Source organism: Pseudobacteroides cellulosolvens ATCC 35603 = DSM 2933, from assembly GCF_001262605.1.
Classification (GTDB): Bacteria; Bacillota; Clostridia; order Acetivibrionales; family DSM-2933; genus Pseudobacteroides; species Pseudobacteroides cellulosolvens.
Window position 1 is genome coordinate 1,967,324 of record NZ_LGTC01000001.1, and the last position, 22,420, is coordinate 1,989,743.

The window sequence follows — 22,420 nt, forward strand, 5'->3', positions numbered from 1 at the left end:
CAAATAATTAACTGGTCAATGGGGCAATGTGTGTTTTTGTTTTTTCAAAAATCCTTTGAAGTCTTTCATTTTGCTCTTTAGAAGAAAGCTTTTTGCTAAAAAAGATACACTTAAGAATTGCCAAAGCTTCCTCCATTTGCTCTATCCCGGAAATGGTTTCATTGCTTTCAAGCTCCTCCAGAATCGCCTCAATTCTTTCATACGGTTCTATAACCCCTTTCTCATATTCCTGTTTGTTATGGTTTTTATTTTGAGTACAAACTGCTTCTGCCAGGCAAGAAGACACAAACAAAATCGTATCATTTTTCCTGCTGCTTTCCATAGTAGCGATGCTGTTTGTTTCAGTCATTTCCAGCAAAGGTCCAATATCGCCCTTTTGGCCTAAGGACATTATATTAAAATTATTTGAGTGCATTTTCACCAGGTTGGACAAAACAGCCTGTGTCCCCATTTCTACAGTGATTGTAACTCCATCCTTCTCTAAATTTTCAATTGTCGCACTCCACCTAACAGGACAGGTCATTTGAAGCACCATGTTATTAACGATTCCTTCCACATCTGTACTGGGTAAAGCAGTAACATTGGAAATAACAGGCCATTGTGGAAAGTTGTACATATACTTTTTCAACTCCGCTTTAAGCATACTTGCCGCTTCCTCCATGAGCGGGCTGTGTAAAGGCGGACTTAACAGCATGGGGGTAATCTGGGCGTCCAGCTCAAACAGCTTATTCTCCGCCTCCATCACCGCTTCATGGTGTCCTGATATAACATATTGCTCAGGTGCATTATAGCAAGCAACACATACTGTTTTAGAACAGGTGGAAACCCCTTTTAATATGTCCTCCAAAATATTTGCAGGTACACCGTTTACTACAGTCATAGTCCCATTATGTGTTAAACGGCTTTCCTGTACAAATTTTCCTCTCATATATACTATTTTTAATGCATCCCGGAAACTCATGAAACCGCTGCATGCTAATGCTGAATATTCTCCCAGGCTGTGCCCTGCAGCATAATGCGGAGTAATACCTATTTCCTGCATATATACTCTGAAAGAAGACATACTGGAGGTAAGTATAGCCGCAAACATGTTTTCCAATTGATTTAACTCAGATAGACTGCCTTCAAAACATATTTTTGAAAGATCAAACCCTAATACATCATTTGCTTCCTCAAAGGTTTGCCTGGCAATTTCAAACTCATTATAAAGTTTTGCACCCATTCCGATATACTGTGATCCCTGTCCTGGAAATAATAAAGCAATCCTGCTCATCTAAGACCTCCTTTTTCTAAAAAATAAAAAAGTGATAATTCCATTGCATTTGTCTGTCTCAAATCTAATAATCTTATTATTTGTCTATCACAAAACAACAAGTGTAATAACTAGCTATAAATAAGACAAAAGGGTATCCCTTACAATCCGCACAGTAGGTTCTTCGCTTTCATGAATGAAGAAATGGTTGCCCTCAAGGATATAGACCTCGCACTTTCTGCGTGTATGTTTTCTCCATTCACATACATCACCTATTGTCAGCTTATCTTCTCTGCCGCATAAAACTGTGATGTTGCAGTCAAGCTCTTTTTTTTCAATATAGTTATATGTTTCTACAGTCTTAATATCTTCTCTAATCCTTTGTAAAAAAATATTTAAAAACTTTTGGTGATAAATCACGTGATCCGGAATTCCCCCAAGCTTTAGAATCTCTTTTTTCAAATCCTCACCTGGGAGACGATGCATCATAATTATGTTTTTCTGAATATTTGGTGCGTATCTGCCGGAAAGAAACATATGGATGGGCTCTTGTTGGTGAAGTTGTCTGATTTTGTGTGTAAGTTCATAAATTATAAGGCTTCCCATACTATGGCCAAAAAAAGCATATTTTGAACCGATGATCTCATCCTTTACGGCTTCATATACATCATTTACAACATCATTAAAATCTTTATATAAAGGGATTTGCCACCGTTTTCCTCGTCCAGCCAGTTCTACGGAGTGCAGTTCGATGGAAGGGTGAAGGTATTTTCCCCAGTTGCTATATATCTCCGAAGATCCTCCTGCATAAGGAATGCAGAATAACTTTATCTTTTTCATTTTTGACACCCCACTAAGACTTTTTATAATTTGCAGCAAACATCAACCACTCTGCCCATTTCCATTTTTATAACTTCATCCGCAGTATCAAAGTAACGGTCATCATGTGTTATGGCTATAACACATTTGCCTCTTTCTTTTAATTCCGGGATCAGTCTTTCATAAAACATCTTTCTGAATTCAGGATCCTGATCTGCTGCCCACTCATCAAATAGATATACAGGTCTGTCTTCAAGATAGCTTGCAAGCAGTGCCATTCTCTTCCTCTGTCCTGTAGACAGCTTGGTTGTACTAAAAACTCCTTCCTGGATCTGAAGCTTGTCATCGATATGCAATGTTTTTAAATACTCTTGTATCTCATTATGCTTGGATCTGTAATCAACCCCATAAAGCTTGTCAAACAGGTAAAAATCGCTGAAAACAGCAGAAAACCGCTTTGATAAGTCTTGAGGCTCCACTTTTTTCCCATTTATCAGGATTTCGCCCTTATGGGGACTATATAGTCCTGAAATTAGTTTAGCCAGTGTTGATTTACCACTTCCATTTCCTCCAGTGATAAACACAATATCTCCGGATTTGAATTCATAACTAAACGGCCCCACTGTAAACGTCTCACCATTAGTACTTATGTATCGATATTCTACATCGTTCAACTGTATTTTAATTTCCTCGTTAACCTCATTTTCTTTACCTGATGGCTGCTGTCTTGATTCTATAAAGTCCATTTCATCTGCAAGTTGTCTTATTCTTTTCCAACTGATTTTCATTTGTATAATACTAGGAATATTGCTTAAAATGCCATGCACAGGACCGGTCATATATAAAAAAACAAAAATATAATTCCTCAGAGTACTGCCTGTAATATCCGTAAATAATACCGGAAAAACAAAAGCAACTACTCCTATGATAATAGTAAAAAGCAGTTCGCCAATGATAAATACATCTGTGAATTTTAGATCCGCCCTTGTACGCTTACACCGATATGTATCGCAACTTTCCTGCATATCTTGTTTGAATTCGGCTCTTTTCCCCCTGTGAATGCTTAACTCCTTAAATCCACCAATTAAATCATTGATAAACTTGAAAAATATGTTCTGGATGTCTCGTGCCTGACCTAGGAGTTTATCTGCGGACTTACCGAAAAAGTAATAAAGGGTGGTCACAAGAATGATGACTACAACTGATGCTAAAAAAGCATATATATTCATTACACCCAGATAAACAAAGCAACATGCAAGGGTAATCAAGCTTGTCAGTCCGTTGATTGCTACGTTGGCAAAGTTGCTTACCGTTTCGGTATCATTATTTAATCCTGCAAGGATCTTGCCTTTTTCAATAGTTTCCAGCTTGTCGTAGGATGTGTTGAGAACTTTTCCTATAAGCTCCATTCTCTTGTCATATATCAAGTTATTCGTAATATTAACAAGCTTTGTTCTTACCAGCTTTTGTCCTAAAATATAAATTACTATACCCAGAATAAAGTATAGAAACAAACTACTTTCAAACTTTATGTCAGTACCCATGTTTCTATTTACCGCTTCATTTACAATAAATATAATCAATGCATTCCCTAAACCGCTGCATGTGCTTAGAACAAGCAGTACAAACGGTGTTTTCTCTCCAGGCATTGGGAAAAGAAAAATTAAAACAAGATATAAATAAAACAGGACTACACTTAAAGTCAGGATGAGAATTGCAGTTATAAAAGTTTCTGGGGCCCATACAGTAATAAAATTCCATGGCAGTTCCCAGTAAAGTACATCATTAAGGTGATACAGGCAGTAGCCGAAACCTCCTATTAAGGGAATGGAACAAAACAAACCTAAGAGCTTCTTTTTTTCTCCTCTGAAAAGTTTCCTTTTTCCTTTGATGAGCTGTATTAAGGAAGTGATGAGCAAATACAGTATAGCTGCACTTAAAGGTAATCCTACACATATAACAGTGAAGGAAACACTATCAAGGCTCTTTAACATATCATCAGTAGCTGCAGTCATTTTCTTTCCCTTAAGCATATCTATTATTCCCTGTGCCACAGCAGCAGTATATGATGAATTAATATTTGCAAGCACTGCAACCCCCAGCTTGTCCCCAGGTCTGAATACAGTGAATGAATAGAAATTAGGATTGGTTCCTCCATGTGAAAGCTCTCCGCTTCCGCTTTGATATACATGCCATCCGGCGGCATAGGAGCTGCCCAGTTCAGTTGGCAGAACGGTACGGTCGGGCACGTGAGACTCTTCAATTAAAGATTTGTCAAAATCCATTAATTCATTAGTTCCAAGCTGTATCATAAGCCATTTGGACATGTCCTCTATATTGGAAATCACATATCCTGCGGGAGTATTCCCCCTGTATACAGGAGCAATATATTCATCTGCTCCCAGATAACCGTACTTGTAGCCCTTTGCCATATCAAACCGTGAAGCTTCATCCCTAAACATAAAAGTGTTGTTTAATCCAAGGGGTTTTAATATGCTTTCTTTAATATAATCTTCATAAGTTTTATGAGATACATTTTTGATTATTAACCCAAGAATGTCATAATTTATTGTGGCATACAAAAACTTCTCCCCTGGATTATGATCCAACTCCAGTCCTGTTACTTTTCTAACTGTATCCTCCAATGCACTTTCTCCTTCACCAGGTGGTATATCTCCTATGGTCTTAAACGGAATACCGCTTGTATGGTGTAAAAGATGCCCTATTCTAATACTCACCTCTTTTCCTTTATACCTTGCTTTGAAAAAGGGAATGTATTTGTCTATCGGGTCGTTTAACTGAATTGCTCCACTATTTATAAGCTTTAGAATACCTAATGCTGTAAAGGCTTTACTGTTGGAACCGAGCTCAAACAAAGTGCCGGTGGTAACAGGCCGTTTCTCCTTTAAATCGGCATAGCCAAAGCCCTTTTTGTATACAGCCTTGCTTCCCTTTACTACCACAACAGCCATCCCAGGAATCTTGCCCGATTTCATGTGTTTTTCTATAAATTGATCAATCTTGGCTGTCTGAGCACTATCCAATCCTAAAGTATTATTCATACCCGTACTTTGGGCATATGTACAACTGAATATAAACATGGTCAACAATAAACTTAGGATCGCAGCACATATTTTTTTATGAATTTGCATAATATGTTTCCTTTCACCGTTATCACTAAATTCCAGCCTTTTCTTTTAATGCAAAAATCTCGTCCACCGCCTCTTTATACCCTCCGGTGGATTTGAACGAGTCCTCGATGATCTTGCAATTATTGATGTAGGTTGGATCTTTAAATATTTTTTCCGCTGCCTCCCTTAATTCTCTCGGATTTAGGCCGGAATTCCTTAGACAGATTCCTGCCCCCAGTTGCTCCACCTGCATTGCCACGATGGGCTGATCCCCTCCTTGTGGATAGACAATCATGGGCACATGGTGATAAAGTGCTTCATTTACGCTGTTCATTCCTCCATGGGTAATAAAAAGGCTTGCCCTCTTTAATATCTCAATCTGTGGAACAAAGTCTCTCACAATAAAGTTGCAGGGAATTTCTCCAAGAAGCGATGCTTCTATATTACCGCCTAGTGACAGGACCACTTGCATATTGAAATCACCGAATGCTTCAAAACACATTTTATAGAAGGATTTACTGTTTTGATGACAGCTAACAATGGACCCCATGGAAATATAAATTAATGGTTTTCCTTCTAGTTTTTCAAAAGGAAACTCCGTTCGGTCATTTCTATCTGCTACTTGCGGACCTACAAATTTATAACTTTCGTCAAAACATTCAGAAAAAACCTGAAAACACTTGGAAGTGTACACAATATTAAGCTTACGATCATTATTGCCTACTACCGCCTGACTTCTTCCATATTTTACGGCTATATCTATCATCCTTTTAGTTTGTTTAATATTTGCAAGATAGCTGTCAGATAGCCTGAATATATCCCTTATTACAAATTCCGGATTGACGTCGTACATTTTTTCACAGTAAGCAAATGTTGTATAGTAAGTAATTTCAGGTATATCCAATGCTCTTGCAATACCCTCTCCCCATTTTGCATAGGAATCATGAATAATATAATCAGTACAATCCTCCAGAACATCATTCATAGTATCCTGCTCTATATCCTGATAAAACTTTTCCTCCCTGTTCCAGTATGCAAACAGGTCGTCCATATCGATAGTCTTACTTGTTGATTCAATCATTTCATCGGCAGTATACTTGACATCCCAGTTTTCATGAGGCCTATAGCTCCGAAAAACCGCACCTGTATCTTCAATTTTCTTCCGAAAAACATCTGTTGCATAATAAATAACCTCTTCCCCTCTTTGAATCAATTCCCTTACCAGGTCAAGTGTAGGATTAATATGCCCATGAAAGGGTAAACTTAAAAAAATAACCTTCGACATTTTTTATCTCCTTTATATACTAAAAGTATTAATCTAAGAACAAATGATCAAGCTCTTTCTGGGATATATCGACTGTCTCAAAATCTGAGGGCGTATACTCAGCACCTTCCTTTTCACAACAGTGAGAAATTATGGATTTAAGTGTATTCCAGTAATCATCTGCCAAGCATTCAATCGTTGCTTCCCTAAATCTGCTTTTATCGTAAGTGATAGTAATATGCAGCGATTTATCCATTATTACAGCTGCCATATCAATTAGACATGTCATTGGATTACTTTCACAGTAATCAGGACCTGAATCCTCAACTCCAATTTCAAAATAATCATTTCTAATATCAAATTCTCCAAGATAGTTAAACCTTATATACTTATTTCCCTGATCATCCAGTATACCTGCTAAATACTTCATTATGCCAAATCCAATACCGTGATGTGGTATTCTTTTTAGCTGTTCCTTTAGTGACTTGATCTGTCTGCCTAAAACCTGGTGCTCCACCCTCAAAGCAATAGGATACATGCTTGTAAACCACCCTACCGTTCCGGATACATCAATATCACTGTAGAGTTCCTCTCTTCCATGACTTTCAAGTTCAACAACAATTTCATCCCTTTCACTCATCCTGCTGATGGCGATAGCAAGGGATATAATCAGCAAATCCACAGGCTTGGTGTTATATGCCGTATTGGCTTTTTGCTGCAATTTCATAGTTTCTTCTTTGGTAAGTTGTCTTTTTAGTATGCCGAGCTTCCCTGTGAAACCGTCCTCCGGCACAAAATCCAAGGAGAGTGAAAAATTACTTTTAATAACACCTTCCCAGAATTGTTTTTCCTTCAACACATTATCTCTGCTATATTTTTCAAGTACATGTGCCCATTTTTGCAAGGAATGGGCTTTACGGGAGAGTACAGGTTTTATACCTTTTTCAGAAGATTCAATTAATACAGCAAAATCCTCAAGCAAAATCCGCCACGAAACCCCATCAACTACCAAGTGGTGAGCTGTAAGCAACAACCGTTTTCCTCTCTCACCCAGATCGAAAATGCATGCCTTCAGTAAAGGTCCATTTTCAATATCCATGCTCCCTTTCAATTGAATAGATAGGTCTCTTAAGGAACGATCCTGCTGACTATATGAATATTGTGACAGATTGTAAACTTGTACCTGGTTCATACTGGCAAGATGAGAGTTATTGTAGAATAATACACCTTTTTCGGCATCATAATTTATTCTAAGCGACGGATGATGATCTATTAGGGTATTCAATGCCGCCGATAATATAGCAGGTTGAATGTCCAGTTTTAATGAAAGCAGAACTGACTGATTCCAGTAATTCCTGTTTGTAAGTTCTAGAGAGAAGAACCATTCGGTAATAGGGGTTTTCCCTATATCACCCTCGCAGAGTTTTTGATCCTCAAGAACTTCACGACTTTTCATCTCCACGTTAGCCGTCAGTTCACCAATTACAGGGTATGAGAGAATGTCCTTTACTTTTATTGAAATGCCGCATTCCTTAAGCTTTGATGCAATTTGAATAGCCTTGATGGAATCACCCCCCAGGTGGTAGAAATTATCCTCAGGCCCTATGCCTTTGACTCCTAGCACCTCACATATTGTCTCCACCAACTGCTTTTCTGCATCACTTTTATAAATAGTATAAACTACTCCCTTATGTTGGTCCTGCAACGGCTTTGGGAAATCGTTTCTGTTTATCTTTCCGTTTGGAGTAATCGGCAGCTTGTCCATTATTACAAAATATGCCGGAACCATATAGTTTGGCAGCCTCTTTGAAAGATATTCCCTAATTTCCGAAACAACTGCTTCGCGGTCACAAACCATATATGCACAAAGGTATTTGTTCCCTTTCTCATCATCCCTATCAATAACAACCGCATCCTTTACCAGATCATGTTCTGTTAGGCAACTTTCTATTTCACCTGTTTCTATCCTGTGTCCACGTATCTTTACCTGATAATCGGTTCTTCCGGTATAGAGAATTTTACCACTTGCAGTATGCCTTCCCAGATCGCCTGTCTTATACATTCTTCCCTTTTGTGTAAAAGGATTTAATATAAATTTCTCATGGGTCAAATCAGGCCTTTTTAGATACCCTCTGGCAACCCCATCTCCAGATATGTATATTTCACCATCTACCCCTAATGGAACAGGCTGTAGATTTTTATCCAATATATAAATCTGTACATTATCTGCCGGTACACCAATTGGAACCGATGACCACGTATCCTGTGCAAAATCGTATCTATGAATCATACATCCCACAACCGTCTCAGTTGGCCCATATTCATTGTATATTTCTATGTTACCTCCAAAACTTTTGTGGATAGCAGCACAAAGGCTTGTCTTTAAGTCTTCTCCCCCGACAATGAACCTCCTAACGGAAGAATTAAAATTATCCAGGCCTTTTAAGAGAGACAAGTGAGATGGAGTGAGTTTTATTATACTGACCCTGTTTTCTCTTAAAATTCTATACAATATAAACTCGCTTTGGTCATCATCATAGACAATGACACAGTTTCCACTGACCAGAGGGGTAAACACCGAAGTAACAGTAAGGTCAAATGAAAGGGATGAATAAAGAGCAAACACATCATCCTGGTTATGCACATACATCTTTTTCGCCCACCATATATAGTTCACCAATCCCCGGTGCTCAACCATAACCCCTTTAGGCTTTCCTGTAGACCCCGAAGTGTATATAACATATGCCAAATCCTCCGGCTGGCTGATCACTTTTGGGTTAGTCCCTTCGCCCTTGTAGAGTTTTTCATCTTCAAGGTCAATCCTTAGACCATGATACTCTGTTCCTTCCTTCAAACCTACATTAGAAAGCAGAATAGAGATTCCGGAATCCTCAAATATGAAATTCTGCCTTTCGACCGGATATTCCGGGTCGATAGGAAGATATGCACCTCCTGATTTTAAAATTCCCAGAATTCCAATGAGAGTTTCCACCGAATGCCTTGTCATGATTCCGACAATTAAGTTTCTGCTTATACCCTTATCCTTCAGTATATATGCGATCTGGTTTGATCTTCTATTCAATTCAGCATATGTTAATTCCCTATTACCAAAAACTACTGCAATTTTTTGGGGGGTCCTTTCCACCTGCTCTTCAAACAATTCGAAAATGGTCTTTTCTTTTGGATAGTCTGCATGTGTTTCGTTAAACTCATATATTAGATTTTGCTTTTCAGCTTCTGTTAATAGCTGCAAATCCTTCACCTTGGCCTCAGGGTTTTCCAGCATCTGCTCAACGATATTATTTAGTTTACTGTACATGTAATGAATCTGTTCTTCACTAAAATCACTAAGCTTATAGTCAAAATCAAGGGTTAATTCCTTATCATCAGACCAATCCTTGATTACAAGCTGGAGTGAATAAAATTGATTTCCATTATAAAATTCCACATTTTCAATTGGTACACCATCTATATTTGAACTCAGCCTGGTATTATAATAGTTGACATAGATCTGAAAAAGGCTGTCATAACCTTTTTTCTTTAATTCAAGATCCTGCACAAGAAGATCATAGGGATACTTTTGATTGAAGTAAAAGCACATTAATTCATTGTTGATTTCATTAATAAGTCGCGATATTGTATGCTGCTCATTTATGGTTGTCCTAAACGGCATAGTACTCGTAAACATACCGAACATACTCTTTTCCTTTTTGCCTGATCTGTTTAAAACCGGTGTCCCAACTACTAGATCCTCCTGCTGGGTAATTTTATTCAGGTATATAAGCACAGCACTAATGAAAAAAACATTTAATGAGCACTTTAGTTTTTCTACATAAGCCTTTAGTTGTCTTGATTTATTTTCATCAAAATAATATGTTTTTCTTCTTCCTTGAGTATCTTCTGAATTTTTCATCAAAAAATCTGGAAGGACCCTAAACTTGGCCAACCAGAAATTCTTGTTTTTAACGAATCTATCAGAAGTCAGATAGTTCAGCTCCTTTTCTATGTATGTTAGATATGAATTGCCAGGCTCATAACAAGTCTTTTCATTTCTTGAAAGCATGTGGTAGTTTTGGCAAATCTGTTCTGTCATAACATTGACTGACCAACCATCAGCGATGATATGATGAAATTTCACCATATATCCGTTAAAATTATCGCTCACCCTGAACAAAGCAAAATAGAATAGGTCGTTATCCACCAGGCAAAAAGCTTTCCTTGCTTCATCAAAAACCCATTGTTCAAATTCTTTTTCTGGGTTTGGACATATGCTGAAATCAAAAAGCTCCAATTTATTTTTTCTATATTCTCCAACATATTGAAATGCTTTTCCATCCTGCTCTATAATTTTCAATCTCAGACCTTCGGTATTCTTTATAAACAGTTGAATAGACTCTTCAAGAAGTTTAAAATCCACACTTCCTTTTATCCTTATTGTTCCACCTATATTATGCATAGATGTTTCAGGATAAATATTCTCTATATACCATATTCGATTTTGAGGATGGGTCAATGGATAAATTTCTGAGCTATTTCTATTCATTTTTATTCCCCTCCCTAGCAATACTTTTTTATCTTAAACAATTTCCTATACAATAAAAAAAGGCCCTACAGCATGTGAATAATGCACATACCTTCGGCCTTTCGTCTGCAGGTTTTGCACATTACCTATTAGATAACGAACAGAAAACGCAGATAAATTTAATAAAGGCGCCCTTTGAGGTAAACAAAATCATGAAATGAGATTGTTTACCTCAATTTTGTCGTGAGAAATTGTAGTGTTGTATGCACCATAATTTCCCAACATCAAATAATCCGGGCAAATGTATGATTATCCTTATTAACTACTTTACCTGATCTGTCGCTTCGCTGTATAACCTCTTTGCTCACTGCCGGGCCGCAACACCGTACAGTTTTGCTCTGATTTTGTCACTTGCTGTCAGTATTAGTATTATATTCTACTCTTAAATCAGTTCCAATTACCACTTTTAGGTAATAAAATTTTAATATTAAAATATATACACTTGTGTGTAGTATATTTGAGATTTATTCTAACTGGTCCAAGGATATTAGGTTTAGTTTTAGAGCCTTGATAATCGCATTTATTGTACAATCAGCGTTTAGTTTGTCAAATATTTTTCTCTTATGATATTTTATTGTTTCATAATTAAGGCCTGTCTCTATTGCAATGGCCTTCTCTGTCATACCTGAGGAAAGCATTTTCAGGATTAGAAGCTGTTTTTCCCCAAGTTGAATATGTAAATCCTGATGTATAATTTTCTTACCGACTTTTTTTCTACATTCACTGGATATTCTATAGCTTAGCAATTCTGTAATCATAAGCAATTCACTTTTAATAGTATGTATGTCAACAGCTACAAGACATCCGCTCAGATTACCGTTGTAAATTATAGGCGTAGAATAAAAATACAAGGTCCTTAGAAAATCGCAGTAATGATGTTCCGGAATAGTGTAGACTGCTTTTTTTAAATTAATAGATATTTCTACAGCACTAGTACCGATACTCTTTTCCATTAGGGATATTCCTTTTTTAAGCTCTATTGCTCCTTTCTGTTTATAACCTATACGGCTTGCCTCTCCTAATAGAAAACCATCAGAACTCACCAAAAGGAAAAAGTAATCTCCTTTCATGAGGTATCTTATACTTTCAACGGCATTCTCAAAACTTCTAATTATTAAATTATTTTCTTGCAATTTAGTGTCTAAGGCACCTTCTGCAAGATGTAGAACAGGATATAGAATAGTATTTACCAATCCATGTTCGATACATCTCCTCCACGAAGCCAATACTTCCTTTTCATGTTGTAAATGTTTCATTAAACACTCCCCCTAGTCAAGCATTTTTAAACTCCACCATATTTTTATATAATTCTACCTATTTTTCCATATTGTTTACATACACAAACATTAGTAACGATAAACTAATATTTTAATCATTACTTACAATATAAATAGTGTTAATAACCTTACATTAGATGGAGCAGTTAACAAACATCTCAACAGAATTTGCGACTTTACACTTTTAGTTAAACGTATAAGAGAGGTTTATTTACAACAATATTTATGCTTAGCTTTTTGGAATCTTTTTCAAGTCATTAATATTAAAAGCAAATATAGTTTGTTAGTAATAAACGGAAATAGTTGAAAAAAGCAGCAGGAAAACAGAAACACATTTTGGGGATCGGTTCTTTCGCTTCCCTGCAGTGCTGGTTTTTTCAAATTGAAGGTCTTAAGAAATGATTCTCGCAACAATTAGCCATTTAATGTATAATAATAATTCAATGCCGTACAAGGCCCCTTACATTGTTCATTTTCGCAATTCATAACATTGCATTTGCTTTCATACTTTTTAGAAAACTCCATGTATTTTGCACGCAGAGTATCTATCATGCTATTATAATCCGGGTAATCAAAAACATTATTTATGCTCATTTCAGGAATGCCTTTCAATGCAAAACACCAATGTGATGACATATCGGGCAGGATATCGGCATTAGGCTCCGGTTCACCACATACATATCTTAGATTGTATCCTATATTTTTAAGCTCTTCATATAGCTTATGGTTAATCATGCATCCATTTATTGCACATTCAGTTGATAAATGCAGATCAGGTTTAATCTTTAAGCATTCAGTAAGTACTTCAAAAACCTTATAAAAGTACTCATCCCCAAAATTCTTTTGGAACTGGTTTTTGTACTCGAAACCAACACAGGAAGGTGCCAATCTCAAGTTATTTATTTTGTCCCTGCCATTTTCTAATATATCATATAAAAATGAAAAGTCTTTTTCAAGACTTGATACAGTAGCTGATATGTTGTATTGAAATCCATTTCCAGTATTAGTATTCAAATAATCAAGGTTTTCTAAAATTTTTGATTGGTTTCTCACATTGTTGTCAGGTTCAAATTGATCAATATTCGCAAAAATTACTACCTTTCTTTTTAACACCTCTTCCAGAAGCATATTGTCACATGTAAGATTTGTTAACAACATCTTGGATATCTTTGGATTATGATTGGTTATTAAGTCTAAAATATCCAGCAATTGAGGATGTAAAGTCGGTTCGCCGCCTAATATAAAAATGACCGGGGTAAATCCATCACTCCAGTCTTTCCATTCCAAAAGCCTTTTAATGTTTTCAAGCGACATAATTTGAGTTTCACCGTTTTTCCATGTCCCCTCAAAACACCATGAGCACTTTTGATTACACTTATTGATTATAGTTAAGCCCATTCTTGAAAAAAATTTTTTATTCATCATTATCCCCTTTCTCATTATCAAACTGCCAGTATTTATATAATATCCTAATAAGTCAAATATGCCGTGAATTCAGGATATTGTATTAACTGTCATTTTTAGCTGTCATCTTTACTGTTGTTTAGTATTATAAAGTGAAAAAGAATAATACTGAATTACTACATTAAGGTAACATAATGGCATTCCCCAACAATCACACTTTTGTGTAGTGACCTGGTATAATAACAATTAAATTCCAAATGCAGAAATATATAGACTAACGACTGAAGTTATGGCATATATTATAAAGTGTGTAAACCGTAGTTCAGTCATCTTATCTATATAGCCTAATTGCTGTATACCTCAATACTCCTAACCTATATAAAAATTTAAAAGTCTAATACATTTGTATGTGGTACTATTATTAACACTTTTAATATAGCTTCATTATAAAAGCATTATCATCTTACACCTATAGAAAATAACTACATATTTAGGTGTATTTACCTTAACAAACAAAACCATTATTATAAAAGAACAAAAAGATAAATGTAAAAGATTTATCACTTTTAAAATAGACATAAAAAATTAAGGAATGATTAAAATATTTAATTATTAATTACTTTCGACTTTGGATCATTCCAATATAACTAAGGAGAACCGAGAATGGATTGGTATGCACTTTTTGTGGAAGCAAGTAAAGAAGATTATGTACATCAACACTTGTGCCTGGATTTTGACAAATCAGTCCTGAATTCAATAGTCCCAAAAAGAAGATTAACAGAAAGAAAAGCTGGAAAAGTACACCATGTTTTAAAGAATTTATTCCCAGGTTATGTACTGGTTAATACTCAAATGAGCAACAATATCTACAGTAAGGTAACAGCTATTCCAAGAGTAATCAAAATCCTCAGCAGCGGCTCCTACTATACACAAATTGAAGAAAAAGAAATTCTCCCCATTTTAAAACTGGTTGGAGATGGAGGAATTTTAGACTACTCAAAGATATATCTGGAAAATTCCAGGGTTATAGTAAAATCTGGACCTTTGAAAGGCATGGAAGGAATGATAAATAGATTAGACAGGAGAAAAAACAGGGCCAAAATTCTGATAAACTTTTTAAATACATCCAGACTGATTGATGTAGGTATAGAAATACTTGATATAATAGATAACTAATCCATCAAAAAGATTGTAATAAACCGTCTTTATTCCTCCATCAATGCTCTTTCAAAATCCTCAATCAAATCATCAGAATCCTCCAGGCCTGCTGAAACACGTATAAGATTATCCTTTATACCCAGTCTTTCACGTTGGTCCTTCGGGATAGCTGCGTGAGACATCTTTACAGGGTATGACACAATGGTTTCAACACCGCCCAGGCTTACTGCAACAGCTGCCAACTTAACCTTTTTCATAAATCTTCTGGCTGTTTCCTCATCTTTTGCCTCAAATGAAAGTACGGCTCCAGGGCCGTCAGCCTGCCCTTTATTGATTTCCCTTCCAGGGTGTCCCACAAGTCCTGGATAATAAACCCTGCTTACATTAGGATTTCTATTTAGCCAATCCGAAAGCTTTATGGCATTTTGCTGCTGATAATCAACCCTTACTTTAAGAGTTTTTAATCCCCTTAATAAAAGCCAGCTGTCTTGTGGTCCTAAAATTGCCCCAAAACCATTTTGGACTGAATAAATTCTTTTTGCCAATACCTCATCCTTAACTACAACAAGTCCTGCAACGACATCACTATGACCACCTATAAACTTGGTTGCACTGTGTATTACTATATCACATCCTAGCTCCAAAGGCCGCTGAAGGTATGGAGACATAAATGTGTTATCTATAAGAACCAGGAGTCCATTACCCTTCGCAACTTTTACGGCACCTTTGATATCAGTTATCTTTAACAAAGGATTTGATGGGGTTTCGAGAAATATTGCTCTGGTATTTTTCTTTATATTGTTTTTTATATTATCAAGATCAGATGCATCCACAAATGTAACTTCAAGGTTAAACCTTTGAAAAAAGGTTGTTGCAATTCTATAAGTTCCGCCATAAACATCCTCGCATACTATGATATGGTCCCCAGCTGAAAATATTGAAAGTGCAGATGATGTAGCTGCCATACCGGAAGCAAAAGCATAGCCCTTTTTTCCACCTTCAAGGATTGCAATAGTTTCTTCCAATGCCTTTCTTGTCGGGTTTCCTGACCGCGAGTAATCAAATTCCTGTGGGGTGAAGACATCCTGGCTATAGGTAGATGCCTGATAAATAGGTATGCTCAATGCCCCAGTGGTTTTATCTATCTCATGTCCATTGTGAATTAATTTTGATCCGAATTTCATAACTTATTCCCCCTAACCCATAGCCTGTTCCAGGTCTTTTATAATGTCTTCATCATTTTCTATTCCAACTGACAGTCTTAAAAGATTTTCATTGACCCCAATCCTATCCCGCACTTTCTTTGGTATGGCCGCATGAGTCTGTATCATCGGATAAGTTATCAATGTTTCAACCCCACCAAGGCTTTCGGCAAACATTATAAGTTCTATCCTTTCCAATATTCTCTCAACCAAAGCACTATCTTTTACGGTAAAGGATATCATAGCACCAAAGCCTGATGCCTGTTTTTTATTTATTTCATATCCATCATGCTCTGGGAGGCCAACATAATATACCTTTTCAACCTTTTCATTCTGTTTAAGCCAGTGGGCAATTTCCAGTGCATTTTCCTGCTGTTTATTCAGCCTTACACTAAGCGTTTTAATACCTCGAAGTATCAACCAGCTATCAAATGGTGACAAAACGGCCCCTTCAGATTTTTGAATCAACTTTATTCTCTCAGCAAGATTAATATCATTTACTACAATAAACCCTGCCAATGTATCATTATGGCCGCCCAAGTACTTGGTACCGCTATGAACAACAATATCAGCCCCAAGGTCTAAAGGCTTTTGATATAGTGGTGTATGGAAAGTATTGTCTACTATGGTAAGAATATTGAGATTTTTAGCCAACTCCGTAATAAGCTTAATATCCGCTACCTTCATCATCGGATTGGTAGGTGTCTCAAAAAATATTGCAGCTGTATTTTCCTTAAGACAGTTTTCTAATTCCTCAATTTTACTTGTGTCAACATAGCTAAACTCTATACCATATTTCTTATAAACCTCTTCAAAAAGCCTGTAAGTTCCGCCATAAAGGTCATCCGATACAACTATGTGCTGGCCAGGTGCAAATAAGCTCAGTATTGTGGATATAGCAGCCATACCGCTGGAAAATGCAAATGCAAAATTGCCATTTTCCAGGTATGCCAGCGTATTTTCTACTTCTTCCCTTGTGGGATTTTGAAGTCTTGAATAATCATAACCAGTAGTTTGATTTAAACCCGGATGCCTGAATGTTGCACTCTGGTATATCGGAAAACTAACTGCTCCTGTTTGAGGATCATAATATTTTCCTCCATGTACAACCTTCGTTTCAATGCTTAGTTTTCTACCATTCCCATCAAAGACCACCATCCTGTCTCCTTTATCAAAATATTTTTATAATGGATTTACTTTTGTGAATTCTAATTATTATTTTTCCTATATTTTTAGTCGGGTATTTGTTAAAAAATATATTACTCCGCATTAATCCTGGAAAAGCTGTGTTGAGAGATATCTTTCTCCAGTATCCGGAAGTATAACAACAATATTTTTGCCTTCATTTTCCGACCTTTTTGCAATTTGTGTTGCTGCAAATACCGCAGCACCTGAAGATATTCCAACCAAAAGCCCCTCTGTGCCGGCTAGCTTTCTAGCTGTTTCAAATGCCTCTTCATTTTTTACCTTTAATATTTCATCAACAACCTTCAAATTCATAATATCAGGCACAAAACCTGCTCCAATGCCCTGTATTTTATGAGGACCCTTTGTACCGCCTGATAACACCGGCGAATCAAATGGCTCTACTGCAAATACCTTTAATTCCGGCTTTCTTTGCTTTAGTACTTCTCCTACACCTGTTACCGTTCCTCCAGTTCCAACACCTGCAACAAATATATCTACTGTACCATCTGTATCTCTCCATATTTCTTCAGCAGTCGTCTTTCTATGGATTTCAGGGTTTGCCGGATTTTTAAACTGTTGAGGCACATAGGAATTCGGAGTTTGTGAGGCTAATTCTTCAGCTCTTTTAATTGCTCCTGCCATTCCTTCAGATCCTGGAGTAAGAACCAGTTCTGCTCCTAAAGCTTTCAGAAGATTTCTTCTTTCAATGCTAAAAGTTTCAGGCAGAGTAATAATAAGTTTATATCCCCTTGCAGCAGCAACAAACGCAAGTGCAATTCCAGTATTTCCACTTGTAGGCTCAATAATAACTGTATCTTTGTTAAGCAAGCCTTTTTCTTCAGCATCCCTGATCATTGCATATCCAATTCTATCTTTGACACTGGAAGCAGGATTAAAGTATTCAAGCTTTGCTATAACCTTTGCCCCAAGATTATTCTCCTTGTTATAATTGCTTAGTTCCAACAATGGCGTATTACCAATAAGGTCAGTGAGATTTTTGCTATTTTGGACATATCTTCGCCCCCATAATAATTATTCATAGTTTTCTTATATGTTTAATATTATTTTATGCTCATCTGTAAAATATGTCAATACAATATAGAAATATTTTTATTATTCCAATACACTTAGTAGGATTTATTATAATTTTTTAGACATAAAAAAATCCCCAGGACTAATGTCTTAGGGATTTTATCCGGTTAAGTCTTAACTTTTTCTTTAAAGCTTTCACATAACTTACCAATAGATTGATAAACAACTATTGATGGTAATTGTCTTGATTTAACTCCATACAATTTACAGCCAAAAGGAAACCTATTATCCCATGTAATATAATGATATATACACTTTCTGCAATTTACATTTCCAATTGTCATCCAATATTCACCTTAGTTTATTTATATGGCTCTATAGTTTGTATAGTTCCATCATCATTATAAAATAATTCTGTGTATTTCACACATCTCTTATGATTAATTCCGTTTGATAAGGAACAATCATGATAGAACAAGTACCACTTTTCACCAAACTTAACTATGGAATGATGCGTTGTCCAACCTATAACAGGTTCAAGAATTCTTCCTTTATAAACAAATGGACCCTTAGGATTCTTACTCATAGCATAAACTATGTAGTGTGTTGTACCTGTTGAATAGGACAGATAATAATAACCATTATGTTTGTGCATCCATGGGCCTTCAAAATATCTTCTATCTTCGTCTCCAGCAAGAATTGGATTACCGTTTTCATCTACAATTGAAATTTGTTGAGGAGTCTCTTTGAAGGAAATCATATCATCGCTTAATTCAGCTACTCTTGGTCCTAAAGCAGGTGATGTTGGAGGAATATCTGCAGGTTCAGAAATAAATGTTCCTGTCTGCCACTTTTCCAGTTGTCCCCCCCATAGTCCCCCAAAATACATGTACGCTTTGCCATCGTCATCAATTAGTACTGCCGGATCTATGCTGAAACTGCCTTTTATATAATCAGGCTGGGGATTATATGGACCTGAAGGACAGTTGCTTGTAGCAACACCAATTCTGAATATACCGTCTTTATCCCTTGCAGGAAAATACAAATAATAAGTATTGTTTTTAAATGCTGCATCAGGGGCCCACATTTGTTTGCTTGCCCATGGAACATTATCGATATGAAGTGCAATACCATGATCAATTACAGGAGAATTCAAATCATCCATAGACAGTACATGATAATCCTCCATCATGTATTGATCTCCATTGTCATTTGACTCAATTTCCAAATCCGTATCATGGGACGGATAAACGTAAATCTTGCCTTCATACACATGTGCTGAAGGATCAGCGGTATAAATATGTGTAACTAATGGCTCCTTTTGCTTTGGGATTCTCTCCATTTAAATTCTCTCCTTTGATTATTATATTACTATAGACATTTCTAAAAAAATTATGACATAATATAATTATATCCATTTTTTAAAATTTGAAAATGCTTTTTATTATATTTCTTAAATGTTTATATCAAATTCATTGCATCGATTAACCGTTTGCTTTACATTTTTAGTTATTTACTTCATATTAATGTATATATGGTGACATAAATTGGAGGTATTACATAGTCAACAAAGCAGCCTTATGTTTATAAATGAATAAAAATTACTTGTTTTTTTATGCAGATTTAAGGGTAATTTAATTATTATGGCCATTCTTATACGTCATATATAATTCAATAAATGAGGAGTGATAACATGGCAATACAAACATATATTAATTTTCATGGAAATTGTCGTGAAGCTGTTTTATTTTATGCTGATATTTTCAAAACAGAGCCCCCAAGATTTATGCTTTTTGGAGATATGCCGCCAAACCCAAACTTCCCTATTGATGAAACTACCAAAAATTTAGTAATGCATACAGACCTTAATATTAAAGGCAGCATTGTTATGTTTTCTGATGTGCCTAAAGATATGCCCTTTACAGTTGGAAACAACATTAGCATTGTTTTCAGCAGTAACGATACAGATGAGCTCAAATCAATTTTCGAAAAATTAAAAGAAGGGGGCTCCGTTATAATGGACCTGCACGAAACATTCTGGAGCAAATGCTATGGATTTGTTACAGATAAATTTGGAATAGGTTGGCAGCTTAGCTATTCTGAGGAAAGCTGAACTAATCATGAAGTAATTTTGTGAACTTTATGTTACAAACAAAAACAAAGAATCTTAATAATTCTTAACTCCTGATTAAATATTGTAATATAATAGTAATAATTTTTAACAATTTATTCACAATTTATTAAATTTATTATTGTATTATTTATTTAACAGGTACTCCCCCTGATTATATAATAGATTAATTTTCACCCCATAATAAAAGAGCCCCCCAACATAGGCTCTTTTATTAATTTATTTTTTCTGCCAAATATAAAGTTAATCACACTTTTTATATCGTCACATTTTTAATAGTCACTTTTACTTAAGTTCAGTAATATAATATTGATATGAAATTAAAACTTTTTACATAGATTAAAAGTGATAAATCTATTACATTTGTCTGTCGCAAATCCTGCTAAAACCATTCGTTATTTGCTCCGCCAAATGTAAGATTATTAGCACTTTTAATATTGTAAATATTAATAATTTGTTCATAATTTATTTAATTATATCCATTATACTTATAACATAATGAACCTAAATAGTTTGCAACCTCCTAATAGAAAAGAGCTTATTATAAAGCTCTCTTTTTTTTAAGTGTTATTAACATTTTTATAATTATTAAAGTTTTATTTCTGTCCATTTACCCCTGACAAATCTTCCATGCATAATTATACTGAAGATAATGACGCTGATTATTTCAGCCGCCCATATACTTTTTACACCCATTCCAAGATATTTAACTGCTATATACGAAAGGGGCAGGAATAAAACCCACAATCTTATAGATGTCAGAATCATTACTGTAATTGTATCACCAGCCCCCCTTAATGCACCGGAAACAATAAATATATAGTTTAATAAGGGCTGATCTATCCCCACTATGAACAATGCTCCAACCAATATTCCTATAATTTGTGCCTCGGGTGTAAACAGACTGGCTACAAATGATGGGAAAGCCATAAAAACAATTCCAATCAATATTCCCCATAATATACCCATTCCAAAGCATACATACCCTGTAAAATGTGCCTTCTTTGGCTCACCCTCGCCCAAAGCTTTACCAACTAGGGTAGCAGATGCTATTGATATCCCTATGGCAGGCATTATTGAAATCTGCTCTATGGTTAATAATACTCTAAAGCCGGCTTCCTGGCTTGTATCAAGAAATTTATAGATAAAATATCCAGCAAGGAAAAAAGCGGTCTGAGTCAAAAACTGCTCAACCCCTGCTGTACTGCTCAATTTGCATAGCGGGAGAAGCACATGTTTTTTGAATTTCAATGATGCAGTCTTAATCTTAAGATAATTATCATCTTTAACCAATACAAATAAATATATAAATGCACCAATAATTCTGGATATTGTTGTTGCAGCAGCAGCACCGTCTACCCCCATTTCGGGAAATATCCATATACCTTTAATAAGAAGATAATTCATAATTACATTTAGTACATTCATGCTAGCGGTAATGAGCATAGGAGTAAGAGTATTACCTACACCTCTTAAAGAGGCAGCAGCAGCAAAGGAAAAAAACATGAATACAAGGCTTAATGAAGTTATTCTTAAAAATGAAACACCCATTTTAAACACTACATCGGTAGTTTCAAAAATGTTCATAATATTCTTTGCAAAGATGAACGTTAAGATCATTATCACAAATCCAATAATAACATTTAAGGACAAGTTTTGACATGATGTATCATTCAGCCTCTTATAATTTTTCTCACCGAAACTTCTAGAAATTATGGCAGTCGCTCCCACGTTAAACGATGAAAAAATCAGTATTACGGTAAATATTATCTGATTGGCGTTTCCGGATGCCGCCAATGCTTCCTTGCCAACAAAAAAGCTGAGCATTATTGTGTCCGATATCCCAACTAAGGTATTTAACCCCATTTCAATTATAGCGGGAAGTGATATTGTCAATATGGATAATATTAAAGCCTTATTATTTCTTAAAACATTCATAAAACATAACCACCTATAACAAAATAGCTTACGATTTTAGCA

14 protein-coding genes and 1 pseudogene are annotated in these 22,420 nt (G+C 35.8%); 2 read left to right on the plus strand and 13 right to left on the minus strand.

What is annotated here, in order from left to right; translation table 11 throughout:
- Positions 1-7: 7 nt before the first annotated feature.
- From Bccel_RS08095 to Bccel_RS08125, 7 genes are all read right to left on the minus strand, one after another.
- Positions 8-1,273, minus strand: a complete 1,266-nt coding sequence (locus Bccel_RS08095; protein ID WP_036941335.1) for an ACP S-malonyltransferase — start codon at positions 1,271-1,273, stop codon at positions 8-10.
- Between the two features lie 114 nt (positions 1,274-1,387).
- On the minus strand, positions 1,388-2,092 hold the full coding sequence (locus Bccel_RS08100) for a thioesterase II family protein (protein ID WP_050753270.1): 705 nt from the start codon (positions 2,090-2,092) through the stop codon (positions 1,388-1,390).
- 23 nt (positions 2,093-2,115) lie between these two features.
- Positions 2,116-5,223 (minus strand): cyclic peptide export ABC transporter, encoded by a 3,108-nt coding sequence (locus Bccel_RS08105; RefSeq protein ID WP_036941332.1) that lies wholly within the window; start codon positions 5,221-5,223, stop codon positions 2,116-2,118.
- A gap of 25 nt (positions 5,224-5,248) precedes the next feature.
- Positions 5,249-6,487: a macrolide family glycosyltransferase gene (locus Bccel_RS08110; protein ID WP_036941330.1), complete on the minus strand. Its 1,239-nt coding sequence runs from the start codon at positions 6,485-6,487 to the stop codon at positions 5,249-5,251.
- A 28-nt stretch (positions 6,488-6,515) separates the two neighbouring features.
- Positions 6,516-11,009 (minus strand): non-ribosomal peptide synthetase, encoded by a 4,494-nt coding sequence (locus Bccel_RS08115; RefSeq protein WP_036941327.1) that lies wholly within the window; start codon positions 11,007-11,009, stop codon positions 6,516-6,518.
- Between the two features lie 503 nt (positions 11,010-11,512).
- Entirely contained in the window at positions 11,513-12,304 is a 792-nt protein-coding gene (locus Bccel_RS08120; protein WP_036941323.1) for a LuxR C-terminal-related transcriptional regulator, read from the minus strand.
- A gap of 435 nt (positions 12,305-12,739) precedes the next feature.
- Positions 12,740-13,747 carry a radical SAM protein gene (locus Bccel_RS08125; RefSeq protein WP_050753271.1) on the minus strand — a complete coding sequence of 336 codons (1,008 nt, stop codon included), beginning with the start codon at positions 13,745-13,747 and terminating at the stop codon, positions 12,740-12,742.
- A 645-nt stretch (positions 13,748-14,392) separates the two neighbouring features.
- Here Bccel_RS08125 and loaP point away from each other — a divergent pair.
- Positions 14,393-14,905: an antiterminator LoaP gene (loaP, locus tag Bccel_RS08130; RefSeq protein ID WP_036941320.1), complete on the plus strand. Its 513-nt coding sequence runs from the start codon at positions 14,393-14,395 to the stop codon at positions 14,903-14,905.
- A gap of 29 nt (positions 14,906-14,934) precedes the next feature.
- Here the strand turns inward: loaP and Bccel_RS08135 are convergent, their stop codons facing one another.
- The 5 genes and pseudogenes from Bccel_RS08135 to Bccel_RS08155 form a co-directional block, all read right to left on the minus strand.
- Positions 14,935-16,071, minus strand: a complete 1,137-nt coding sequence (locus Bccel_RS08135) for a trans-sulfuration enzyme family protein (RefSeq protein ID WP_036941317.1) — start codon at positions 16,069-16,071, stop codon at positions 14,935-14,937.
- A gap of 12 nt (positions 16,072-16,083) precedes the next feature.
- On the minus strand, positions 16,084-17,247 hold the full coding sequence (locus tag Bccel_RS08140) for a trans-sulfuration enzyme family protein (protein WP_036941314.1): 1,164 nt from the start codon (positions 17,245-17,247) through the stop codon (positions 16,084-16,086).
- A gap of 111 nt (positions 17,248-17,358) precedes the next feature.
- Positions 17,359-18,290: pseudogene (cysK, locus tag Bccel_RS08145) on the minus strand (cysteine synthase A).
- 186 nt (positions 18,291-18,476) lie between these two features.
- The gene (locus Bccel_RS08150) at positions 18,477-18,653 is read right to left on the minus strand and encodes a hypothetical protein (protein WP_036941309.1); all 177 of its coding nucleotides are present in this window, start codon (positions 18,651-18,653) and stop codon (positions 18,477-18,479) included.
- A gap of 17 nt (positions 18,654-18,670) precedes the next feature.
- Entirely contained in the window at positions 18,671-19,651 is a 981-nt protein-coding gene (locus Bccel_RS08155; RefSeq protein ID WP_036941306.1) for a glycoside hydrolase family 43 protein, read from the minus strand.
- Between the two features lie 351 nt (positions 19,652-20,002).
- On the opposite strand from Bccel_RS08155, the gene Bccel_RS08160 reads away from it, so the two are divergent.
- On the plus strand, positions 20,003-20,422 hold the full coding sequence (locus Bccel_RS08160) for a VOC family protein (protein ID WP_036941303.1): 420 nt from the start codon (positions 20,003-20,005) through the stop codon (positions 20,420-20,422).
- 606 nt (positions 20,423-21,028) lie between these two features.
- Here the strand turns inward: Bccel_RS08160 and Bccel_RS08165 are convergent.
- Positions 21,029-22,378, minus strand: coding sequence for an MATE family efflux transporter (locus Bccel_RS08165; RefSeq protein WP_036941300.1), 1,350 nt, complete (start codon positions 22,376-22,378; stop codon positions 21,029-21,031).
- Positions 22,379-22,420 lie beyond the last annotated feature (42 nt).